This is a genomic window from Corallococcus sp. AB032C (assembly GCF_003668935.1).
GTDB classification, from domain to species: domain Bacteria; phylum Myxococcota; class Myxococcia; order Myxococcales; family Myxococcaceae; genus Corallococcus; species Corallococcus exiguus.
On sequence record NZ_RAWP01000012.1, the window covers coordinates 24,523 to 42,404 of the forward strand.

A 17,882-nucleotide genomic window follows, 5' to 3' on the forward strand; every position below is an offset into this window, starting at 1 on the left:
TCAACCCGAGAGCCTTCTTCCCCGACCCTTAGTCCGCTGCGCGAGGCATCGTCCAGACACGCACCGCTCATCACCCCCCAGATGACGGCTTCCGTGTATAGGGGCCGCTGACCTTTCAACATTGGCCCGTTCCACCGCACGCCTTATGCCTACCGTCCGCCGTGCCCTCTTCGCCGCGCCACTGGGTGCCTGCCTCTGCGCGCTGGCCCCGGACGCCTTCGCCCAGACGCCTCCGGCCCCGTCTCCGGCGCCCGCCACCGAGGCTCCCGCCAGCGCCTTCCCCAAGCCGCCGATGCCGTCCGGTGATGCCGCGCCGCTGACGCTGGAGCGCGCCGTGGAGCTCGCCTCGCAGAAGAACGAGGCCGTGCTCGCCGCGGGGCAGTCCGCCGAGGCCGCCCAGGCCCGCGTCGCCCGCGCCCGCGCCTTCTTCCTGCCCACCATCACGGCCGCTGGCACCTACACGCGGCGCCTGCGGGAGTCCACGCGCGAGGTCGGCGGACAGACCGTCGTGCTCCAGAAGTACAACGCCCTGGGCGCGGTCTTCTCCGGCCGGATGGCCCTCTTCGACGCGCGCGGCTTCCCGCTCTACAAGGCCGCGAAGCTGGAGAGCGAGGCCTTCAAGCTGGACGCAGTGGAGACGCGCCGCCAGGTGTCCTTCAGCGCCGCCAACGCCTTCCTCGTCACCCTGGCCAACCAGCAGGTGTACCAGGCCGCCGAGCAGCGCCTGGCCTACGCGAAGCAGAGCCTGGCGGACGCGCAGGCCCGCGCCAGCTCCGGGCTCGCCAGCACCAACGACGTCACCCGCGCGGAGCTGGAGTTGGCCACCGCCCATTCCAACCTCGCCGCCGCCCTGGGCACCGCGGAGACGAGCCGCCTGGAGCTGGGCTACCTCCTCGTGGAGCCCGTGCAGGGCGGGCTCGCGCCGCCGGAGCCGCTGCTCGCGGACGCCATTCAGCCCACGCCGCCCCTGGAGCTGCTCACGGAGGGGGCCACGGACCGGCGGCCGGACATCCTCTCCGCGCGCCTGCGCGTGCGCTCGCTGCGGGAGAACGCGAAGGAGCCCCTGGCTCGCCTGCTGCCGTCCCTGGGTGCGAGCGCCCAGTACCGCCTCACCAACGAAGCGGGCCTCAACGGCAACGTGGGTGATGGCTTCCTCGCCCTGGACCTCACCTGGACCCTCTTCGACGGCGGCGCCCGCTACGCTGACCGCGATGAGCGCGTGGCCAACGCCAACGTCGCGGAGCTGAACACCCAGGCCGCGACGCGCCGCGTGCCGGTGGACATCGAGCAGGCGCGGGTCAACCTGGAGACGGCGCGGGCCGCGCTCGCGCAGAGCGAGCAGGCGGCGAAGGCGGCGCGGAAGAACGCCGCGGAAACAGGCATCCTCTACCGCCAGGGCCTGTCCACCGCGCTCACCCTGGCGGACGCGTCGCTCAGCCTCTTCGAGGCGGAGGTGGCGCTCGCGCAGAACCGCTATGGGCTGGGCGTGGCGTTGTTGGGCCTGCGGGCCGCTGTCGGACTGAATCCGCTGGGGAAGGAACCGTGAAGGCAATGCAACGCACTGGTGTGCTGGCCCTGTCGCTGGCCGTGCTGTCCCTGGCCCCTGGCTGCAAGAAGGAAGCGACCGCGCAAGGTGGCAAGGCCGCGGGCCGGGGCCCCCTCCAGTTCCCCGTGGAGGTCGCGCCCGTGGAGTCGCGCGACGTGGAGTACGCGGTCAGCGCCGTGGGCGCGGTGGAGGCCTTCGAAAGCGTGCAGATCACCGCGCGTGTCCCGGGCGCCCTGGAGCGGGTGTCCTTCACCGAAGGCCAGACGGTGAAGAAGGGCGACACGCTCGCGGAGATCGAACCCGCGCGCTACGCCATCGCCGTGCGCGCCGCGGAGGCCGTGCTGCAGAAGGCCCAGGCCGCGCTGGTGGAGGCCAAGGCCGGCGCCCAGCGCCGCGCGGAGGTCAACGCGCAGAGCCCGGGCCTGCTGCCCGCCGAACAGCTGGAGACGTACCAGGCCCGCGCCGCCACCGCGCAGGCGGACGTGTCGGCCGCGAAGGCGGCGTTGGATCAGGCGCAGCTCAACCAGCGCGACGCGTACGTGCGCGCCCCCATGGACGGCATCCTCCAGACGCGCACCGTGCAGACGGGCCAGTACGTGCAGCCGGGCGTGGTGCTGGCCACGCTCCTGCGCCGCGAACCGCTGCTCCTGCGCTTCAACGTGCCCGCGGCGGACGTGACGCGGATCACCCCGGGGATGTCCGCGCGCTTCACGGTGCGCTCGGACGGTGGGGCGTACGAGGCGAAGATCACCTACGTGTCCGCGAGCGCGGACACGCAGAGCCGCATGGTGGCGGTGACCGCGGAGGTGACGGGCGAGGCCGCGCGGAAGCTGCGTCCGGGCGCCTTCGCCACGGTGAGCGTGCCGGTGGAGTCGCGCGGGGGCAGCCCGGTGATTCCGCAGACGGCCATCCGCCCCAGCGAGCGCGGCTTCCTGGCGTTCGTGGTGACGGACAACAAGGCGCGCGAGCGCATCCTGGAGCTGGGCCTGCGCACGCCGGACGGGCGGGTGGAGGTGAAGGAAGGCCTCAAGCCCGGTGAGACGCTGGTGGTGCGCGGCGCGGAGGCCCTGCGCGACGGCGTGGCCGTGCGCGTGGAGCAGGATCGTCCGAAGCCGAAGGTGGGAGGCGAGCAGCCCCCGGCCGAGGCCCGCGGCGACACGAACCCGAACGCGGGCGCCGAGGGCCGGCCATGAGCATCACCGACGTCTGCATCAAGAAGCCGGTGTTCGCCTGGATGATCATGGCGGCGACCATCATCTTCGGACTGGTGGCGGCCCAGCGCATCGGCATCAGCCAGTTCCCGGACGTCGACTTCCCCACCATCAACATCTCCGTGTCGTGGGAGGGCGCCAACCCGGAGGCCGTGGAGTCGGACGTCGTCGAGTTCATCGAAGAGGCCGTGACGCAGGTGGAGGGCGTCAAGAGCATCACGTCCTCCGCGCGCCAGGGCAGCGCCAACATCACGGTGGAGCTGGATCTGTCGCGCAACGTGGACCTGGCGCTGCAGGACGTGCAGACCAAGGTGAGCCAGGCCCAGCGCCGGCTGCCGCTGGACATCGACCCGCCCGTCGTCTCCAAGTCCAACCCGGAGGACCAGCCCATCATGTGGCTGGGCGTGGCCGGACCGTTCTCCCAGCAGGTGGTGAGCGACTTCGCCCGCTACCGCGTGAAGGAGCGCCTGCAGACGGTGCCCGGCGTGGGCGAGGTCATCCTGGGCGGCCTCCTGGAGCGCAACGTGCGCATCTGGGTGGACGCTCAGAAGCTGGACGCGCACGGGCTCACCGTCACGGACATCACCGCCGCGCTCCAGCGCGAGCACGTGGAGCTGCCCGCGGGCCGCATCGAGACGCAGGGCCGCGAGGTCAACGTGCGCTTCATGGGCGAGGCGCTGGACCTGGAGACGCTTCAGAACGTCGTGGTGCGCGAGGAGGGCGGCCGCCCGGTGTACCTGCACGACGTGGCCATCGTGGAGGACGGCTTCGAGGACGAGCGCCGCCTGGCGCGCGTGAACGGCGAGCCCGCCCAGGCCATGGGCATCAAGAAGCAGCGCGGCGCGAACGCGGTGGCCGTGGCCCAGGCGGTGCGCGAGCAGCTGGCGCAGCTCCAGAAGGAGCTGCCGGAGGGCATGAGCGCGAGCATCAACTTCGACTCGACGCAGTTCATCGAGGAGAGCGTGCACGAGATTGAGTTCGAGCTGCTGCTCGCGTGCATCCTCACCGCGTTCGTGTGCTGGGTGTTCCTGGGGTCGCTCTCCAGCACGCTCAACGTCGTGCTCGCCATCCCCATGTCGCTGTTGGGGACGGTGGCGGTCATCTACTTCCTGGGCTTCACGCTCAACACGTTCACGTTGTTGGGATTGGCGTTGGCCGTGGGCATCGTAGTGGACGACGCCATCATGGTGCTGGAGAACATCTTCCGGCACGCGGAGGAGGGGAAGGACCGGGTGAGCGCCGCGCGTGAAGGCACGGCCGAAATCACCTTCGCGGCCCTGGCGGCGACGCTGGCGGTGGTGGCCATCTTCCTGCCCGTCGTCTTCATGAAGGGCATCATCGGCCGGTTCTTCCTCCAGTTCGGCGTCACGCTGTGCGTGGCGGTGCTCCTGTCCTACGTGGAGGCCATCACCCTGGCGCCCGCGCGCTGCGCGCAGCTGCTCAAGACGTCGCGCGAGCACCGCAGCCGCATTGGCGTGGTGGTGGACAAGGCCTTCTCCAAGCTGGAGGCGCTGTACGCGCGGGCGTTGGGCTGGGGGCTGGTGCGCCCCTGGCGCGTGCTGCTGGTGGCGGTGGCGATGCTGTTCCTGAGCGCGTTCGCGTTCAAGGCGCTGCCCGGCGAGTTCGTCCCGTCGCAGGACCAGGGCCGCATGTCCGTGCGCCTGCAGACAGCGGTGGGCAGCAGCCTGGAGGAGACCAACCGCCTCTTCAAGCGCGCGGAGGAGTTCGTCGCCAGCCGTCCGGAGGTGACGCGCGTGTTCGTGGTGGTGGGCGGCGGCGGCAGCGGGTCCGCCGTGAACTCCGGCAACATGAACCTGACGCTGGTGCCGACGGATCAGCGCATGCCGCAGGCGGAGTTCGCGCAGGTGCTGCGCAAGGAGCTGAACAGCTACCCGGGCCTGCGCGCGGTGGTGCAGGACCTGTCCCAGGCGGGCTTCACCGCGCAGCGCGGCTTCCCGGTGGAGTTCAGCGTGCGCGGGTCGGACTGGGACAAGCTGGTGGAGGCGAGCCAGTCCCTGCGCGATCAACTCCAGGCATCCGGCAAGGTGGTGGACCTGGACACGGACTACCAGCTGGGCCAGCCGGAGCTGCGCATCACCCCGGACCGCGCTCGCGCGGCGGACGTGGGCGTGCCCATCCAGGCGGTGGCGTCCACGGTGAACGCGCTGGTGGGCGGCGTGCGCGTGGGCAAGTACAGCAGCGGCGGGCGGCGCATCGACGTGCGCATGCGGCTGCTCGCGAGCCAGCGCTCGCGGCCGGAGGACCTGTCGCTGCTGAAGGTCCGGACGGCGAACAACTCGCTGGTGCCGCTGTCGTCGCTGGTGACGCAGGAGGAGCTGCCCGCGCTGCAGGCCATCACCCGGCGCGACCGTGAGCGCGCCATCAGCATCTTCGCCAACGTGGCGCCGGGGTCGAATCAGGAGGAGGCGCTGGCCACGGTGGAGTCCCTGGGCAAGGACCTGCCCGGAGGCATCCGCGTGGTGGCGGGCGGCGCGAGCGTGGCGTTCCGCGACTCGATGAGCAGCCTCATCTTCGCGCTCTTCATGGGCATCGCCGTCGCGTACATGGTGCTGGGCGCGCAGTTCAATTCGTTCCTGCACCCGGTGACGGTGCTCACGATCCTGCCCCTGTCAGTGGCGGGCGCGTCGTTCGCGCTGCTCATCACGGGGAACACGCTGAACATCTTCAGCATGATTGGCCTGCTGCTGCTCATGGGCATCGTGAAGAAGAACTCCATCATCCTGGTGGACTACGCGCTCCAGCAGCGCGAGCAGGGCGCGGACGCGATACAGGCCATGCTGCGCGCGGGTCCGGTGCGCCTGCGTCCCATCCTGATGACGTCCACCGCGACGATGATGTCCGCGGTGCCGGCGGCGCTGGCGCTGGGCGCGGGCAGCGAGACGCGCGCCCCCATGTCCATCGCGGTGCTGGGCGGCCTGTCCGTGTCCACCGTCTTGAGCCTGCTCGTGGTGCCCGCGTTCTACGTCGTCGCGGACCGCCTCAAGACGCGCCTGGGCAACCGGTTCAGCAAGGGGAAGGGCGATGACGACTCGCACGCCGCCCACGAGGAGCCCCGGCCGGTGCCGCACGGGTAGCGGGCTGGACAAGTCTCAGCGGCGGCCTGACCGCCCGCGCGCCCCCGGCGCCTGTGGACGATGCAGGCGCCCTGGCACATGCGCAGCGTCTTCGGAACACGGCCCCGTCCTGGGGCCCTGCACCTTCGGAGACGCTGCCATGGCCACGCCTGTTCCTCCCGACACCCACGCCGTGCCCGTCAAGGAGCGCGACGAGTCGCTCGAACTCCAGCCGTTCCTGGACGAAATCCAGGGGGACGCCGTCATGCACAGCCAGGGCCTGGAGGCCCGGGAGGCCGCGAGCGCGGTGTTCTGCTCGCTCGCCCGGCGGCTGTCGGACGGCGAGGACGTGAAGCTCTACCGCGCGCTGCCCGGCGGCATTGGCGCCATCCTGGGGGCCTGCTCGGTGCACCGGGGGCCTTCACGCGCCAAGCGCATTGGCCGTGATGAGTTCATCACCGACGTGGCGGACCACCTGAACATCAAGCCCGACCAGGCCTTCCGCGTCGTCACGGCGGTGTTCACCGCCGTGCGAGACCGCATCCCGGAGGAGGAGATCGCCGCCGTGGCGTCACAGCTGCCCGCGGACCTGGGCGACCTGTTCCGCAGGCCTGTCTGACCGTCGGACCGGTTTCAGGAGCGGAACGAAGGATCTCTCTCATGGGAGAGGTTAACTTCCATCGCCCGCCGTGCTGACATGATGCGCGATGCCAGCCTCGCAATCCTTCTCGCGCACCGCGTGCACAGTCGCGCTCCTCGCCCTCGTCGGGTGCGGCTCTGCCACCGTCGGTGGGGGTGGCAGCCCGGCACAGGCGAAATGGGTCAGCCCCATCGTCAGCACTCCGGACGGCGGGCAACTCCGCACGACCATCTACTATGGGCCCTGGCAGTGCAGCGCCGAGTTCCTCTCCCGCTGCGAGTCGAAGTGCGCGGCGCAGGGCCACGCCCTCATGGGCTGCATGTGGCTGGCCGACATAAAGGGCGACTGGCAGGGGCGATACCTCTTCATGCCCGCGGAGGCCGGTGGCCGCCTCGCCATCACCCACTGCTGTTGTGACTATCCGGCCGCGTCCAACCTCAAGCAGTTGCGCACGCAGTGGAACAATGCGCGTCCTGGCTTCCGCGAGGACTGGGCCCAGGAGTTTGGCGCGTGGCCGGCAGGCAAGGACCCCTGGCCAGGCCACCACATCTTCGACCTCGCGCACGGAGGCCCTGCCACCGCACCCGGCAACATCCTCCCCACGCCTCCAGACGTGCACGACCTTTTCAGCAAGGAGTACCCCGCCTGTTACGCGCCTGGCGGCAAGTGGCTCACCCCCGGCCCCGCGCGGCCCTACGTGGACTGAGGACAGCACCATGACGACGCTCATGCGGCGCCTGCTCGCTGAAGTCTCCGCTCGCCACTTCCCCAACCCTCCGGCCACCCATGCGCAGGTCGAGGCCTTCGAGGCGCGCGTAGGCTGGCAACTGGACGATGACCTGCGCGCCTTCTATCTGCACTGCGACGGAGCCACGCTGTTTGCTCCACGAGAGAAGGCGCCCAACTACCGCATTCTCCCGCTCGACGAGATTGAGCGCGCGCGCGTCAAGATGAGGCACGAGGACACGGACACCTATGGTCCCGCCTCCTGGTACACCCTGCTCTACCTCCAGGACGGGGACTACATCCTCGCGGACGTCGCGCGGCAGGTGGACGGGGGATACCCGCTCCTCGACGCCTTTCACGAGACGTTCCCGGATCCGGCGGAGACCCGGCAGATTGCCGCGTCGTTCAGCGAGTTCCTGGAGAGGGCGCTGGCCAGCGGCGATGACTTCTTCTGGTTGAACGCGGGCTGAGCTCCCCAGTGCCGCACGAATTCAGGCGCGGAGGCGCGGGGCGAGCAGCTTCCAGTACGACACGGGGAAGACGCGGGCGAGCATCGCCAGCGCCACGGCGTCCTTGCCGACGAGGATGCGCTGCTCGCGCGCTTCGACCCCTCGCACGATGATGTCGCCCGCGGCCTCCGCCGGGAGCCGCAGCATCTTCTGGAACGACTTGCGGCGGCGGGAGACCTCCTCGTCCGTCGCGCCGGTGGGGACCCGGGCGCTCGCGGCGATGGACGTCGCGACACCGCCCGGGTGCACCACGGTGACGCCCACGGTGGTGCCCTCCAGTTCGTGGCGCAGGCCCTCGGAGAAGCCGCGGACGGCGAACTTGCTCGCCGCGTAGGCCACCTGTCCCGGCGGGGCCACCAGGCCGAAGACGCTGGAGAGGTTCACCAGCCGCGCGTCGTCGCTCTGGCGCAGCAGGGGCAGGAAGGCGCGGCTCAGGCGCACCACGCCCCAGAAGTTGATGCCGAACAGCCACTCGAAGTCGTCGCTGCTCACCTGTTCGAAGGAGCCTCCGAGCGCGACGCCCGCGTTGTTGAAGAGCAGGTCGACCCCGGGATGCTCCGCCTTCACCTTCTCCGGGAAGGCCTCCACGGCCTCCTTGTCGGACACGTCGAGCCGGTGTCGGCTGATGCGCAGCTGCGGCGCACTCGCCAGGTCCGCTGTTTCGGCGAGCCCCGCTTCGTTCACGTCCGCGAGCGCGAGGTGACAGCCCTTGCGCGCCAGGCAGACCGCGATGGCGCGGCCGATGCCGCTCGCCGCGCCCGTGACGACCGCCGTCCTGCCTTGAAGCCGCATGCGCTCAGCCACGGGCCACCTCCGCGTTGGAACGGGTGCTCACCTCCGGAAGCAGCGCCTGACCCGAGGCCGCGCTCCCGGACCGCTTGAACTCCATCGCTTCGTCGTCCACGCGGCCGTAGCGCATCATCACCAGGTCGCGGACGTAGTTCTGGTGCAGGCGCCACGGAGCGCGCGTGCCCTGGCGGGGCAGGGCGTCCAGCGCGCGCTGCACGTAGCCTGAGCGGAAGTCGAGCACGGGCTCCGGCGTCATGGCCGGGCCCGTCAGGCGGGGCACGCATTGCGTGTAGCCGTGCTGCTTCATGTGGTTGAGCAGGCGGCAGGTGTACTCGGCCACCAGGTCGCACTTCAGGGTCCACGACGCGTTGGTGTACCCGAAGGCCGCGACGAGGTTGGGCACGTCGCTGAACATCATCCCCTTGTACGCGAGCGTCCGCGCCAGCTGGACGGGCTCGCCGTCCACGGACAGCGCCAGGCCGCTGAGGATCTTCACGTTCAGCCCCGTGGCGGTGACGATGATGTCCGCGTCCACGTGCGCCCCCGAGCGCAGCTGGAGGCCCGTTTCGGTGAAGGACTCGATGTGGTCCGTCACCATGGAGGCGCGCCCCTCGCGGATGGCGCCGAAGAGGTCTCCGTCGGGGGCGACGCACAGCCGCTCGTCCCAGGGGTTGTAGCGGGGCGCGAAGTGCGTATCGACGTCGTAGGCCTTGCCGAGCGCCTTCCGCACGCCCAGGCGCAAGAGCCACTTGAACAGCCCCGGCCGGCTGCGCGCGAGGCCATAGAGGAGCATGCCGCGCAGCACGTTCTTCCAGCGCGCGACCGCGTAGGCCGCGCGCCGCGGGAGGACGTACCTCAACGCCCGGGCGACGCTGTCCTCGGCCGGTTGATCCGCGATGTACGTGGGCGAGCGCTGCAACATCGTGACGTGCGCGGCGCGGTCGGCCATCGCGGGGACCAGCGTCACCGCGGTCGCGCCACTGCCGATGACGACCACGCGCTTGCCGCCGTAGTCCAGGTCCTCGGGCCAGTGCTGCGGGTGCACGACGCGTCCCTGGAAGCGCTCGGTGCCGGGCCACGTGGGCGTGTAGCCGCTCGCGTAGTCGTAGTAGCCGGTGCAGGCGTAGAGGAAGCCGCACGTCATGCGGACGGGCGCGCGTTCAGGGCCCACCTCCATGTCCACGGTCCAGCGCGCGTGCTCGGAGGACCACTCCGCGCGCGTGACGCGGTGGTGGTAGCGGATCCGCTGGTCGATGCCGTACTCCGCCGCGGTCTCCTCGATGTACGCCTTGATGGAGGGCCCATCCGCGATGGCCTTGCCCCCCAGCCACGGCCGGAACCGGTAGCCCAGCGTGTACATGTCCGAGTCCGAGCGGACGCCCGGGTAGCGGAACAAATCCCACGTGCCGCCCATGGCCCCGCGCCCCTCCAGGATGGCGTAGCTCAGGGTGGGGCAGCGCGTCTGCAGGTGGTACGCGGCGCCGATGCCCGACAGGCCCGCGCCGATGATCAACACATCGACGTGCGAGAGCGGCTCGGCGGAGGACAGCGGCATCACGGGACTCCTCGTGGTACAGGAAGGTACCCAGCCTATGCGTCTGTTGAACAGAGGTAGCAGTGACATCTGGTACCGTCAAGTACCAGCCCCGGGAGCCGCATGACGACCCCGTCCGACCCACCAGGCGAAGCGCCCCGGGAGCGGCTCGTCGCGGGCCTGGCGCAGGCCATCATCGAGGTGGGCTACGCCCGGCTGACCATCGCGGACATCGTGCGGCACGCGCGCGTGTCGAAGCGCACGTTCTACGAGCACTTCGAGGACAAGGACGCGTGCCTGCTGGCGCTCTACGCGGCGCAGAGCGCCCGGCTGCTGGCGGAGATCCAGGCGGCAATCCAGCACGCGCCTCCGGGGGAGATGCGGGCCAGCATCGGCGCGGCCGTGTACCTCGCCAGCCTCCAGAGCCGGCCAGGGCTCGTGCGGACGCTCCTGGTGGAGATCCTGCACGTGGGCCCGAAGGGCGTGGCGCTGCGCCGCCAGGTGATGCGCGGCTTCGCGGAGCTGATGCGAAGGGAGTTCGACGCGGCGGGCACCGGGGCCACGCTGTCCCCGGCGATCGCCATGGCGCTCGTGGGCGGCATCAACGAGCTCATCCTGGAGGCCGTGGAGGAGGACCGCGTCGACCGGCTCTCGGAGCTGGCCGGTCCGGTCGCGGCGTTCGTGCGGGGCCTGCTGGAGGCACGGCCTCCGGCGAAGTGAACGGCACTCAGTCCAGGTGCTCCAGGGCTCCACGCGGAGCTGACCACAGACGCTCGACGCTGGGACATGGGCCGCCTCCAGAAAGCGGCGGGGAGTGTGCCACCAGCGCCGGGCCTTCGCACCGCGCTCAGTTCCCGAGCGCCGTCTCAATCAACGGTTTCAGGTCGTTCTCCAGGTCCACCGAGAACGCCACCACGCCGCCCGTGGTGTCGCTGCCCGCCAGCTGCATGCCCAGGATGGCGTAGTACTTCGCGCCCCGGTCCAGCCACGGCGTGAAGCCGAATGCGCCCGGCGAGCTGATGCTGTCGCAGCCCGTGGCGGGCGTCGTGCACTCCAGCCACGCCGTCAGCCCGTAGCGGTACGGATAGCCCAGCTCCTGGTAGGGCGAGTTGCCCACCACGACGGACGGGTAGGGCTCACGCGACTGCAGCGCGAAGAGCGCCAGCGAGCCCTTTTCCAGCCCCGCGTAGCGGCCCCGGTGGTACACGAGCGCGAGCAGCTTCGCGTACTCGTTCATGGACGCGCGCAGCCCTCCCGCGACGAGCGGGTTGGTGGTGCCCAACTGCTGCGTCGGCGCCGTGTAGTACGTCACCTCGGACGGCAGCCCCAGCGGCGTCGCCAGCGTCTGCGTGAAGAGCGTGTTCCACGTCTTGCCCGTGACGACCTCCGCCATGCGCCCGGCCACTTGGAGGTGCGTGCTGCCGTAGTCGAAGCGCGTGCCCGGCGGCGCCTTCATGGGCACGGCGGCGATCTGCGCCACGCACTCCGCCAGCGTGATGCCCGGCCGCGTCGTGCAGGGGTTCGACGGCTCCAGGCCCGACGTGAAGGACAAGAGGTGGCGCAGCGTGATGTTCGCCTTGTCGCCCGTCCACCCCAGGACCTGGCCGGTGGTGGAGTCCAGCGACAGCAGGCCCTGCCGGATGACGTCGAAGAGGACGGTGCCAGACACCATCTTCGACGACGACGCGATCGCCACGCGCGTGTCCGGCGTGAAGTCGCCGAGCATCTGTTCGTACACCTTGCGGTCCTGCGCGTCGTAGATGGCGAGTCCCATGCTCGTCACGCCCGCGGCCGCCGCGCGGGCCGTCACCATCGCGCCCACCGCGTTCCATGCGGCGCCCGCGTCCGGCGCCAGCTCCTGGGAAGTGGCGGCCGGCGTCACCTCCGGCGCTGGAGCCGGACCGCCGACACCACCACAGGCCCACAACAGGAGACACATCCCCGCACCGCTGACCGCCCTGATCACCGTGTTCATGAACAACCTCCGTTCCCTGTTCAACCCGGAGTGTTCGAAACGGTTGCGGGGCGAGACCTTGGTCCCCGTGCCGTCTTGCCCGGCACGGAGTCACATGCTAGCCGATAGGTTTTCAGGCGAAGCAGCTCCCGAGGGCCATGGCACGCTCGACTCCGCATCGCATCCCCTGCGCCGATGGCTTCGAATTGCACGCCTCGCTGCACAGCCCGGAGGGCCCTGTCCGGGGCGTGGTGCTGGTGCATCCCGCGACCGCCATGCCCGCGAGCATGTATTTCGCGTTCGCCGATCGGCTGACGGACGACGGCTTCGCGGTGGTGACCTACAACTACCGGGGCGTGCACCCGTCAGGCGTGGCGAAGCGGACGCGTGCCGGGTTCCTCACCTGGGCCGACCAGGACGTGGACGCGGTGACCCGCTGGGCGGCGGAGCGATACCCAGGGCTGCCGGTGCTGGCCGTGGGACACAGCTTCGGCGGCCACGCCATTGGACTGAGCGCGAGCAGCCAGCAGCTCACCGCGGCGGTGATGGTGGCGGCCCAGGCCGGGAGCATGAGGTTCATCCACTCCATTCGGGAGCGGATGCTGGTCGCGATGTACCTCAAGTTCATCGGGCCGCTGTGCGCACGCTTCCTGGGTTACATGCCCTATGCGCGGCTGGGCCTCGGCGAGGACGTCCCCGCCCAGGCGTCGCTGGAGTGGAGCCGCTGGGCGTCGCTGCCGCGCTTCTACTTCGACGACCCTCGCGTCGACGCCGCGGCCCGCTTCCGGCGGCTGAGCATGCCGGTGCTGGCCATCGGCCTGGATGACGACCCCTGGGGGCCACCCGAAGCCATCGACCTGGTCTGTGAGCACCTCACCGGCTGCACCGTGGAGCGCCGACAGTTCTCCCCGGCGGACAGTCTGGGCCAGGGCATCTGCCACCTGGGCTTCTTCCGCGAGCACCATGCCGCCACGCTCTGGCCCACGGTGAGGGAGTGGCTGCGCCGCCACGCCCCGGAGCGCGGCTGAAGGCCTTCAGCGCTTGGATGGCGCCGCGTCCGCGATGGCGCGGGCCTTCGTGTTCGCGTCCTTCGTCTTCGTGGACACCTCGCCGCTGATGGACTCGAAGCCTTTGAGCCCCCTCACGATCAGGTATTCCCCCAGCTTCTTGCCCGGGCCGGACTGCTCCTTGTTCAGGGCGAAGCACGTCACGCGCTGGATGACGGCGAAGGGCTTCCCCTCCCTCATCCGCCACTCCAGCTTGGGTCCGAAGCGGGACACCGGGCACTGCGCCTTCGGCCGCAGGTCGACGGAGAAGCTGGAGTCGCTCTTGGAGGTGATCCGCCGCTGGATGTCGTAGGCGCTGTAGAACTCCGTCAGCACGTACTCGCCACCAGGGCCATCACATTGGAGCGGGATGTCGCCGCCCTCGGAGTCATCCTCCTCGGCCTGGCGCGGACACTTCTCCACGTCTGTGTATTCAGAGGAGAGCTCCGGCGGGGCCGTGTGCAGCAGGAACAGCGCGGGCAGGACGAGGGCGGTGTGCATCCGCGGCAGCGTAGCGCATCCGCTACTTCGCACTCCTCGCGTCGTCGCCCATCTCGTCCTCCTCATCGGTCATCAGCTCGTCCTCGTCGTTCAGGTGGATGCGGTAGGCGATGGGCGCATGGTCGATCTGCGTCCACTGGTTGTAGCCGGGAAACGGGGGCATCGCCTCGATGCGGCTGACGTCCTCGGACTTCCACAGGTAGTCGAGGATCTGGGTCCTGAACCCACCCGTCTCCGAGACCTTGCCGAAGGTGGCTTGGAGTTGGGGGTGGACCGGCTCCCAGTCGTAGAGGTAATCGACCTCGTCCTCCAGGCTCTCGGGGTTTCCTGTCCGCGCCTGGTCGAGGCTGCTCCAGGCGTAGTTCATGTCGCCGATGAGCACCGCGGGATGCGGCTCCGAGTGGAGCTCCGCGATGTCATCGAGGATTTCATCTGGAGCCTTTTCGGAGTTGGCGATGATGTGGACGCCCCCCACGGTGAGGTCTCTCATCCGCACCCGCACCAGGGGCCGCCTCTGGCTGATGCCAATGATCTTGATCTCGGGATTCAGCTCTTCCTGCCACATGACGATGAAGGAGCACGGGCTGGCATTGTTGTTCCTGTCGCCCGCGGCGATGTAGCGCGCCCGGTAGCCGCCGCCGAATGAGTTGAGGTACGCGGCCAGCTCCCCCCCGCCCTGCGACACCTCGGACAGGAAGATGAGCGAGGGCACGGCCTGGTGGGTGTTGATGGTCGCGAGGATCCACTGAAGGATCTGCTGGCAACACCAGAGACAGCGGGCCTGGGGCTCCAGGTTTCGAGACCTCAGGCCGCTGGCCCGCTGGGTATTCCAGTACGCGATGATCACCCGCGGTCCGCCACGGCCCGGGGCTGGAACGGACGGGCGGCGACGCGCGTGCGCGGGAAGCCCGGGCTCGGCAGCCTCCGCTCCTTCTTCGCGGTGCCCAGCGTGGAGAGGTCCGACAGGTTGTAGGGCCCCTGCAGCAGCGTCGGGGACAGGCCGTTGACGATGCTCGAGAGCACCACGCCGTCCGGCGAGAGCACGCTGACGATGTCCATCAACTGCCACTTGAGGAACATCTGCGTGTAGCTCGCGGTGGCGGTGAGGGTGTCGGAGACGTAGGCGGTGTACTCGGTGCTGATCGAGACCTCCTGGAAGCTGGTGGAGCTGGCGCTCAAGCTGGCGGAGATGCCCACGGACATCGGCCCCCAGCCCGCGCTTGCGCTGGTGCCGAGCGAGGCGGAGACGGTGTCGGTGCTCGACGACGTCTGCTGCATGTTCGACGTGGACGTGGTGCTGACGGTCTGCGTCTCACCCGGCGCGATGGTGTAGGACTCGGGCAGCCGCCGCCAGTACTGCTCACGAATCGTGCGGTTGCGGTTCGCCAGCAGGCCCGCCGCCACGAGGACGCGCGGGGAGTCCGGGGGGATGACGACCTCGGAGGTGGGCTGCGGGGGCAGGCCGATGTCGTTGGGGGCCACCATGAAGTTGGGGCCGAAGAAGAGGCTGGGGGTGCTGGAGGTGATGGCGCACAGGCCCATGAATGAGCCCGTGTGGCGGCAGGACCCGCTGATGTAGTCCCCATTGGCCACCCAGAAGTTGACGGCATAGCCCGCGGGCACGACCCCCATGGCGCACCGGGTGGCATCCTCGGTGAGGTAGAAGAGCTGCGCGTCCACGGGCAGGTTGTTCCAGAAGCGGAGGGAGCGCATGCCGCCGGTGGGCGCCGAAGCCAGGGTTCCCGCGAGGGCCTGCTGATAGAGGGGGTTCATGAACGGCCTCCACCCCGGGTGAGCTCGTCCTCGAAGAGGCGGGCCCACGCCAGGGCAATGGTGTCCCACCGGAACGTGGGGCGGGTGGCGAGCGCGTGGGCGGCCCGGGAGCGGGCCTCCAGGTGCGCCCGGTCTTCGTACAGCCGGGTCAACGCCGCCGTCAGCGACTCCACGGACGGCACGTGGGCATCCGTGAGGATGCGGGGCTGGCACAAGGTCAACGCCACGTCGAGCAACTCGGCGCTGCCCGCCCAGAGCTCCCCCGGCGCGGTGTGGCCGGGGACCACCTGCGCGGCGCCCGTGGCGGCGTGCTCGAAGGCGACGAGCCCCCACCCCTCGCTGCTCGAGGTGTTCACGCCCACGTCGCACGCGTTGTAGACGTGGTTGAGCTGGGCGAGCGACAGCCGGGGCGCGAAGCGCTGATCCGTGCTGATGATGACGCGGTCGGTGATGCCGAAGCGCTCGGCCAGCCCGCGCACGTCCCAGCCCACGTCCTCGGTGCCCATGTGCAGGTAGAGCCGGGCGTCTGGGCGCCCCTGCGCGAAGGCGGCGAAGCCCCTCACCGTGAGGTCGATGAGCTTGCGCGGCTGGTTGCGGTTGGCGTTCAGGACGATGAAGGCGTCGTCCAGTTCGTTCGTCCCGAAGAGCGCGGCGCGGCTGGCGCGGCGGGACGCGACGAGCGAGCCGCCCATGGGCGCCAAGGGGTGGAAGACGCTCGTGTCGATGCCGTGGGGGATGATGTCCACGCGGGGCCAGGTGGGCGGGGTGGAGAGCCGGGACGCGGCGGCGCTCAATTCGCCCTGACCGAAGGCGGTGTACGCGACGAGGCGGTGGACGCCCTGGAGTCCCGCGAGGAAGCCCGCGCTCAGCGGTCCGGAGTCCACGGGGCAGTAGGCCACCAGCCGGTGTCGCCCGGGAACGCGGCCGAGCGCCCGGGCATGGTCCCCGAGCACCCAGATGTCGTTGACGAGGAAGACGAGGTCCGGCGCCAAGCTGGCGCACAGCTCCGGCAGCTTGCTGACGCCGCGAGCGTCGATGGCCGGATGCAGCGTCCACGGCAGGTCGTGGGCGCCCCCCGCGTATTTGATGCCGAGCTGGTGGATGTCGTAGTCGCGGGAGAGGGGCCGGAAGATGCTCTCCGTGACGCGGCTGAAGCCGGTGGGGGCCACGGCGTCTCCCACCACGAGGATGCGGGGGCGGCTCCGGCGCCCGGATCCCGGCGACGTGGCCCGGGGGGCGTCCGTGGGCTTTGCCCGGCGCTCCGCGCGTCGCTGCACGGCCTGGAGCACCCGGTCTCCCAGAATCCGGTGGCGCTCGCTCCGGCGTCGCGTGAGGACCTCGTCCCGCGCCCGGAGGAACGCCTCGTCGAAGGTGACGGCGTCGGGCATGGAGAGCCCGGGATAGAGGCTGCGCAACGACGCGGGCAGCGCGAGCTCGTCCATCACCAGGTCGTCGAAGTCCACGGCCAGCCCGGGAATGGAATCCAGCGCCTCCTGGGCGTCGAGCAGGCCCTCGATGAGGGCCTCATCCGCGTCGTCGCGGCGCACGCCTCGCGCCGGATAGGTCCAGCCCTTATCCCCCATGGCGAGCGCGACGTCCGCGAGGGAGCGGTGGATCTTCAGCACCCGCAGGGGGCCGGGTTGGGAGAGCGCGGCGGCGACGACGAAGGGCTGGGTGACGTCCTTGTAGGCCCAGCCGGTGGGGCGCACCAGGTGCTGGAGGTGCTCGCGGGCAGCGTCGAAGGCGGGGCCGTCCGACGGACGCAGGAAGTGCACGGCCGCGGCCGTGGACGCGAAAGAGAAGCGCTCCAGGTTGAGCACCTCGCCATCCGTCACCCAGCCAGGCGCCGCGAGCCCCAACAGCTCTCGCGCCCACTGCCACGTGGTCGACGACAGGGAGCGGGGCAGCGACACCTGGAAGAGGGAGGGCGTCTCCTGTGGCGCCGGCGAGCTCATCCCTCCTCGAAGACCGTGAGGAGCGCGCCGAAGGTGATGGTGACGTCCGAAGTGAAGGTGGCCGTCCCCGAGAGGGCCTTCGCCCCGCCCGAAGGATAGAGCTGCATGAAATAGCTCTCACCCGGGCTGCCGGAGAACGTCGCGGTGGTGTCGGTGGTCGCCGCCTTGTGGACCTGCGCGTTCGTCAGCTGGGTGGGAGGCTGCCCCTGGGAGAGCTTCTTGATGTCCGCCTGATAGCCCTGCACCGGATAGGGCGCGAACACGACACGCATCTGGCTCATGGCGTCTGCTCCGAGGTGAAGACGATGGACACGTCCGTCTGGGGCGCGAGCGAAGGGGACACCATGGTCGTCGCATAGGCGGAGCAGGCGTACGTGGCATAGCCAGACACCTGGAAGACGCCGCTCATGCCGGTGACCTGCCCCGAATAGACACGGGCCGGGACGCTGCTGGCGTTCTGATAGCCGTTGATGATGACGGTCACAGGCGCGTTGGCCTGATTGCGAAACACGACGCGTACGGGGTCGGACATCCGGTCTCCGGTTGAATCCTGTTCACGTGGCGTGAAGCAGGATCCACCGGCCGGCGTCGCATTGCAATCGCACCCCTGCAAAAACAGGGTAG

At 70.0% G+C, this 17,882-nt stretch carries 17 protein-coding genes; 8 read left to right on the top strand and 9 right to left on the bottom strand.

What is annotated here, in order from left to right; translation table 11 throughout:
* Nucleotides 1-145: 145 nt before the first annotated feature.
* The 6 genes from D7X99_RS07455 to D7X99_RS07480 all read left to right on the top strand — a co-directional run bounded on the left by D7X99_RS07455 (nt 146) and on the right by D7X99_RS07480 (nt 7,667).
* Nucleotides 146-1,546 carry a TolC family protein gene (locus tag D7X99_RS07455; protein WP_121777152.1) on the top strand — a complete coding sequence of 467 codons (1,401 nt, stop codon included), beginning with the start codon at nt 146-148 and terminating at the stop codon, nt 1,544-1,546.
* Between the two features lie 5 nt (nt 1,547-1,551).
* Entirely contained in the window at nt 1,552-2,739 is a 1,188-nt protein-coding gene (locus tag D7X99_RS07460) for an efflux RND transporter periplasmic adaptor subunit (protein ID WP_121777153.1), read from the top strand.
* Nucleotides 2,736-5,852, top strand: a complete 3,117-nt coding sequence (locus tag D7X99_RS07465) for an efflux RND transporter permease subunit (RefSeq protein WP_121777154.1) — start codon at nt 2,736-2,738, stop codon at nt 5,850-5,852. The genes D7X99_RS07460 and D7X99_RS07465 overlap by 4 nt, the downstream gene beginning before the upstream one ends.
* Nucleotides 5,853-5,991: 139 nt before the next feature.
* Complete coding sequence (locus tag D7X99_RS07470; protein ID WP_121777155.1) at nt 5,992-6,450, top strand: DUF2267 domain-containing protein; 459 nt, start codon at nt 5,992-5,994, stop codon at nt 6,448-6,450.
* An 88-nt stretch (nt 6,451-6,538) separates the two neighbouring features.
* Nucleotides 6,539-7,177 (top strand): hypothetical protein, encoded by a 639-nt coding sequence (locus D7X99_RS07475; RefSeq protein WP_121777156.1) that lies wholly within the window; start codon nt 6,539-6,541, stop codon nt 7,175-7,177.
* A gap of 10 nt (nt 7,178-7,187) precedes the next feature.
* Nucleotides 7,188-7,667, top strand: coding sequence for an SMI1/KNR4 family protein (locus D7X99_RS07480; protein ID WP_169819852.1), 480 nt, complete (start codon nt 7,188-7,190; stop codon nt 7,665-7,667).
* A 21-nt stretch (nt 7,668-7,688) separates the two neighbouring features.
* Here the strand turns inward: D7X99_RS07480 and D7X99_RS07485 are convergent, their stop codons facing one another.
* Both D7X99_RS07485 and D7X99_RS07490 read right to left on the bottom strand, forming a co-directional pair.
* The gene (locus D7X99_RS07485; protein WP_199756325.1) at nt 7,689-8,510 is read right to left on the bottom strand and encodes an SDR family oxidoreductase; all 822 of its coding nucleotides are present in this window, start codon (nt 8,508-8,510) and stop codon (nt 7,689-7,691) included.
* Nucleotides 8,503-10,050, bottom strand: coding sequence for an NAD(P)/FAD-dependent oxidoreductase (locus D7X99_RS07490; RefSeq protein ID WP_121777157.1), 1,548 nt, complete (start codon nt 10,048-10,050; stop codon nt 8,503-8,505). Before D7X99_RS07490 ends, D7X99_RS07485 begins: the two co-directional genes overlap by 8 nt.
* A gap of 102 nt (nt 10,051-10,152) precedes the next feature.
* Between D7X99_RS07490 and D7X99_RS07495 the strand changes: the two genes are divergently transcribed.
* Nucleotides 10,153-10,749, top strand: coding sequence for a TetR/AcrR family transcriptional regulator (locus tag D7X99_RS07495; RefSeq protein ID WP_121753241.1), 597 nt, complete (start codon nt 10,153-10,155; stop codon nt 10,747-10,749).
* Between the two features lie 127 nt (nt 10,750-10,876).
* On the opposite strand, the gene D7X99_RS07500 is transcribed toward D7X99_RS07495, so the two are convergent.
* Complete coding sequence (locus D7X99_RS07500; protein ID WP_169825934.1) at nt 10,877-12,004, bottom strand: serine hydrolase; 1,128 nt, start codon at nt 12,002-12,004, stop codon at nt 10,877-10,879.
* A gap of 137 nt (nt 12,005-12,141) precedes the next feature.
* Here D7X99_RS07500 and D7X99_RS07505 point away from each other — a divergent pair, with 137 nt between their 5' ends.
* Entirely contained in the window at nt 12,142-13,011 is an 870-nt protein-coding gene (locus D7X99_RS07505) for an alpha/beta fold hydrolase (RefSeq protein WP_121777158.1), read from the top strand.
* A 6-nt stretch (nt 13,012-13,017) separates the two neighbouring features.
* Here D7X99_RS07505 and D7X99_RS07510 read toward each other — a convergent pair whose 3' ends face one another.
* The 6 genes from D7X99_RS07510 to D7X99_RS07535 are packed head-to-tail and all read right to left on the bottom strand — an operon-like array spanning nt 13,018 to nt 17,790.
* The gene (locus D7X99_RS07510; RefSeq protein ID WP_121777159.1) at nt 13,018-13,530 is read right to left on the bottom strand and encodes a hypothetical protein; all 513 of its coding nucleotides are present in this window, start codon (nt 13,528-13,530) and stop codon (nt 13,018-13,020) included.
* Between the two features lie 22 nt (nt 13,531-13,552).
* Nucleotides 13,553-14,377, bottom strand: coding sequence for an endonuclease/exonuclease/phosphatase family protein (locus tag D7X99_RS07515; protein ID WP_121777160.1), 825 nt, complete (start codon nt 14,375-14,377; stop codon nt 13,553-13,555).
* Nucleotides 14,374-15,303: a hypothetical protein gene (locus D7X99_RS07520; protein WP_121777161.1), complete on the bottom strand. Its 930-nt coding sequence runs from the start codon at nt 15,301-15,303 to the stop codon at nt 14,374-14,376. Before D7X99_RS07520 ends, D7X99_RS07515 begins: the two co-directional genes overlap by 4 nt.
* A complete protein-coding gene (locus D7X99_RS07525) occupies nt 15,300-17,258 on the bottom strand; it encodes a glycosyltransferase family 1 protein (protein WP_121777162.1) in 1,959 nt (652 codons plus the stop codon). Before D7X99_RS07525 ends, D7X99_RS07520 begins: the two co-directional genes overlap by 4 nt.
* Complete coding sequence (locus D7X99_RS07530; RefSeq protein WP_147476056.1) at nt 17,255-17,539, bottom strand: hypothetical protein; 285 nt, start codon at nt 17,537-17,539, stop codon at nt 17,255-17,257. Before D7X99_RS07530 ends, D7X99_RS07525 begins: the two co-directional genes overlap by 4 nt.
* Nucleotides 17,536-17,790, bottom strand: coding sequence for a hypothetical protein (locus tag D7X99_RS07535; RefSeq protein WP_121777164.1), 255 nt, complete (start codon nt 17,788-17,790; stop codon nt 17,536-17,538). The genes D7X99_RS07530 and D7X99_RS07535 overlap by 4 nt, the downstream gene beginning before the upstream one ends.
* Between the last annotated feature and the right edge of the window lie 92 nt (nt 17,791-17,882).

What these genes read in the sequence shown, in the direction of transcription:
- D7X99_RS07520 (WP_121777161.1), bottom strand. Translation starts at nt 15,303, where the DNA reads ATGAACCCCCTCTATCAGCAGGCCCTCGCGGGAACCCTGGCTTCGGCG.
- D7X99_RS07505 (WP_121777158.1), top strand. Translation starts at nt 12,142, where the DNA reads ATGGCACGCTCGACTCCGCATCGCATCCCCTGCGCCGATGGCTTCGAA.
- D7X99_RS07455 (WP_121777152.1), top strand. Translation starts at nt 146, where the DNA reads ATGCCTACCGTCCGCCGTGCCCTCTTCGCCGCGCCACTGGGTGCCTGC.
- D7X99_RS07470 (WP_121777155.1), top strand. Translation starts at nt 5,992, where the DNA reads ATGGCCACGCCTGTTCCTCCCGACACCCACGCCGTGCCCGTCAAGGAG.
- D7X99_RS07495 (WP_121753241.1), top strand. Translation starts at nt 10,153, where the DNA reads ATGACGACCCCGTCCGACCCACCAGGCGAAGCGCCCCGGGAGCGGCTC.
- D7X99_RS07490 (WP_121777157.1), bottom strand. Translation starts at nt 10,050, where the DNA reads ATGCCGCTGTCCTCCGCCGAGCCGCTCTCGCACGTCGATGTGTTGATC.
- D7X99_RS07465 (WP_121777154.1), top strand. Translation starts at nt 2,736, where the DNA reads ATGAGCATCACCGACGTCTGCATCAAGAAGCCGGTGTTCGCCTGGATG.
- D7X99_RS07525 (WP_121777162.1), bottom strand. Translation starts at nt 17,258, where the DNA reads ATGAGCTCGCCGGCGCCACAGGAGACGCCCTCCCTCTTCCAGGTGTCG.
- D7X99_RS07475 (WP_121777156.1), top strand. Translation starts at nt 6,539, where the DNA reads ATGCCAGCCTCGCAATCCTTCTCGCGCACCGCGTGCACAGTCGCGCTC.
- D7X99_RS07480 (WP_169819852.1), top strand. Translation starts at nt 7,188, where the DNA reads ATGACGACGCTCATGCGGCGCCTGCTCGCTGAAGTCTCCGCTCGCCAC.
- D7X99_RS07510 (WP_121777159.1), bottom strand. Translation starts at nt 13,530, where the DNA reads ATGCACACCGCCCTCGTCCTGCCCGCGCTGTTCCTGCTGCACACGGCC.
- D7X99_RS07535 (WP_121777164.1), bottom strand. Translation starts at nt 17,790, where the DNA reads ATGTCCGACCCCGTACGCGTCGTGTTTCGCAATCAGGCCAACGCGCCT.
- D7X99_RS07500 (WP_169825934.1), bottom strand. Translation starts at nt 12,004, where the DNA reads ATGAACACGGTGATCAGGGCGGTCAGCGGTGCGGGGATGTGTCTCCTG.
- D7X99_RS07530 (WP_147476056.1), bottom strand. Translation starts at nt 17,539, where the DNA reads ATGAGCCAGATGCGTGTCGTGTTCGCGCCCTATCCGGTGCAGGGCTAT.
- D7X99_RS07460 (WP_121777153.1), top strand. Translation starts at nt 1,552, where the DNA reads ATGCAACGCACTGGTGTGCTGGCCCTGTCGCTGGCCGTGCTGTCCCTG.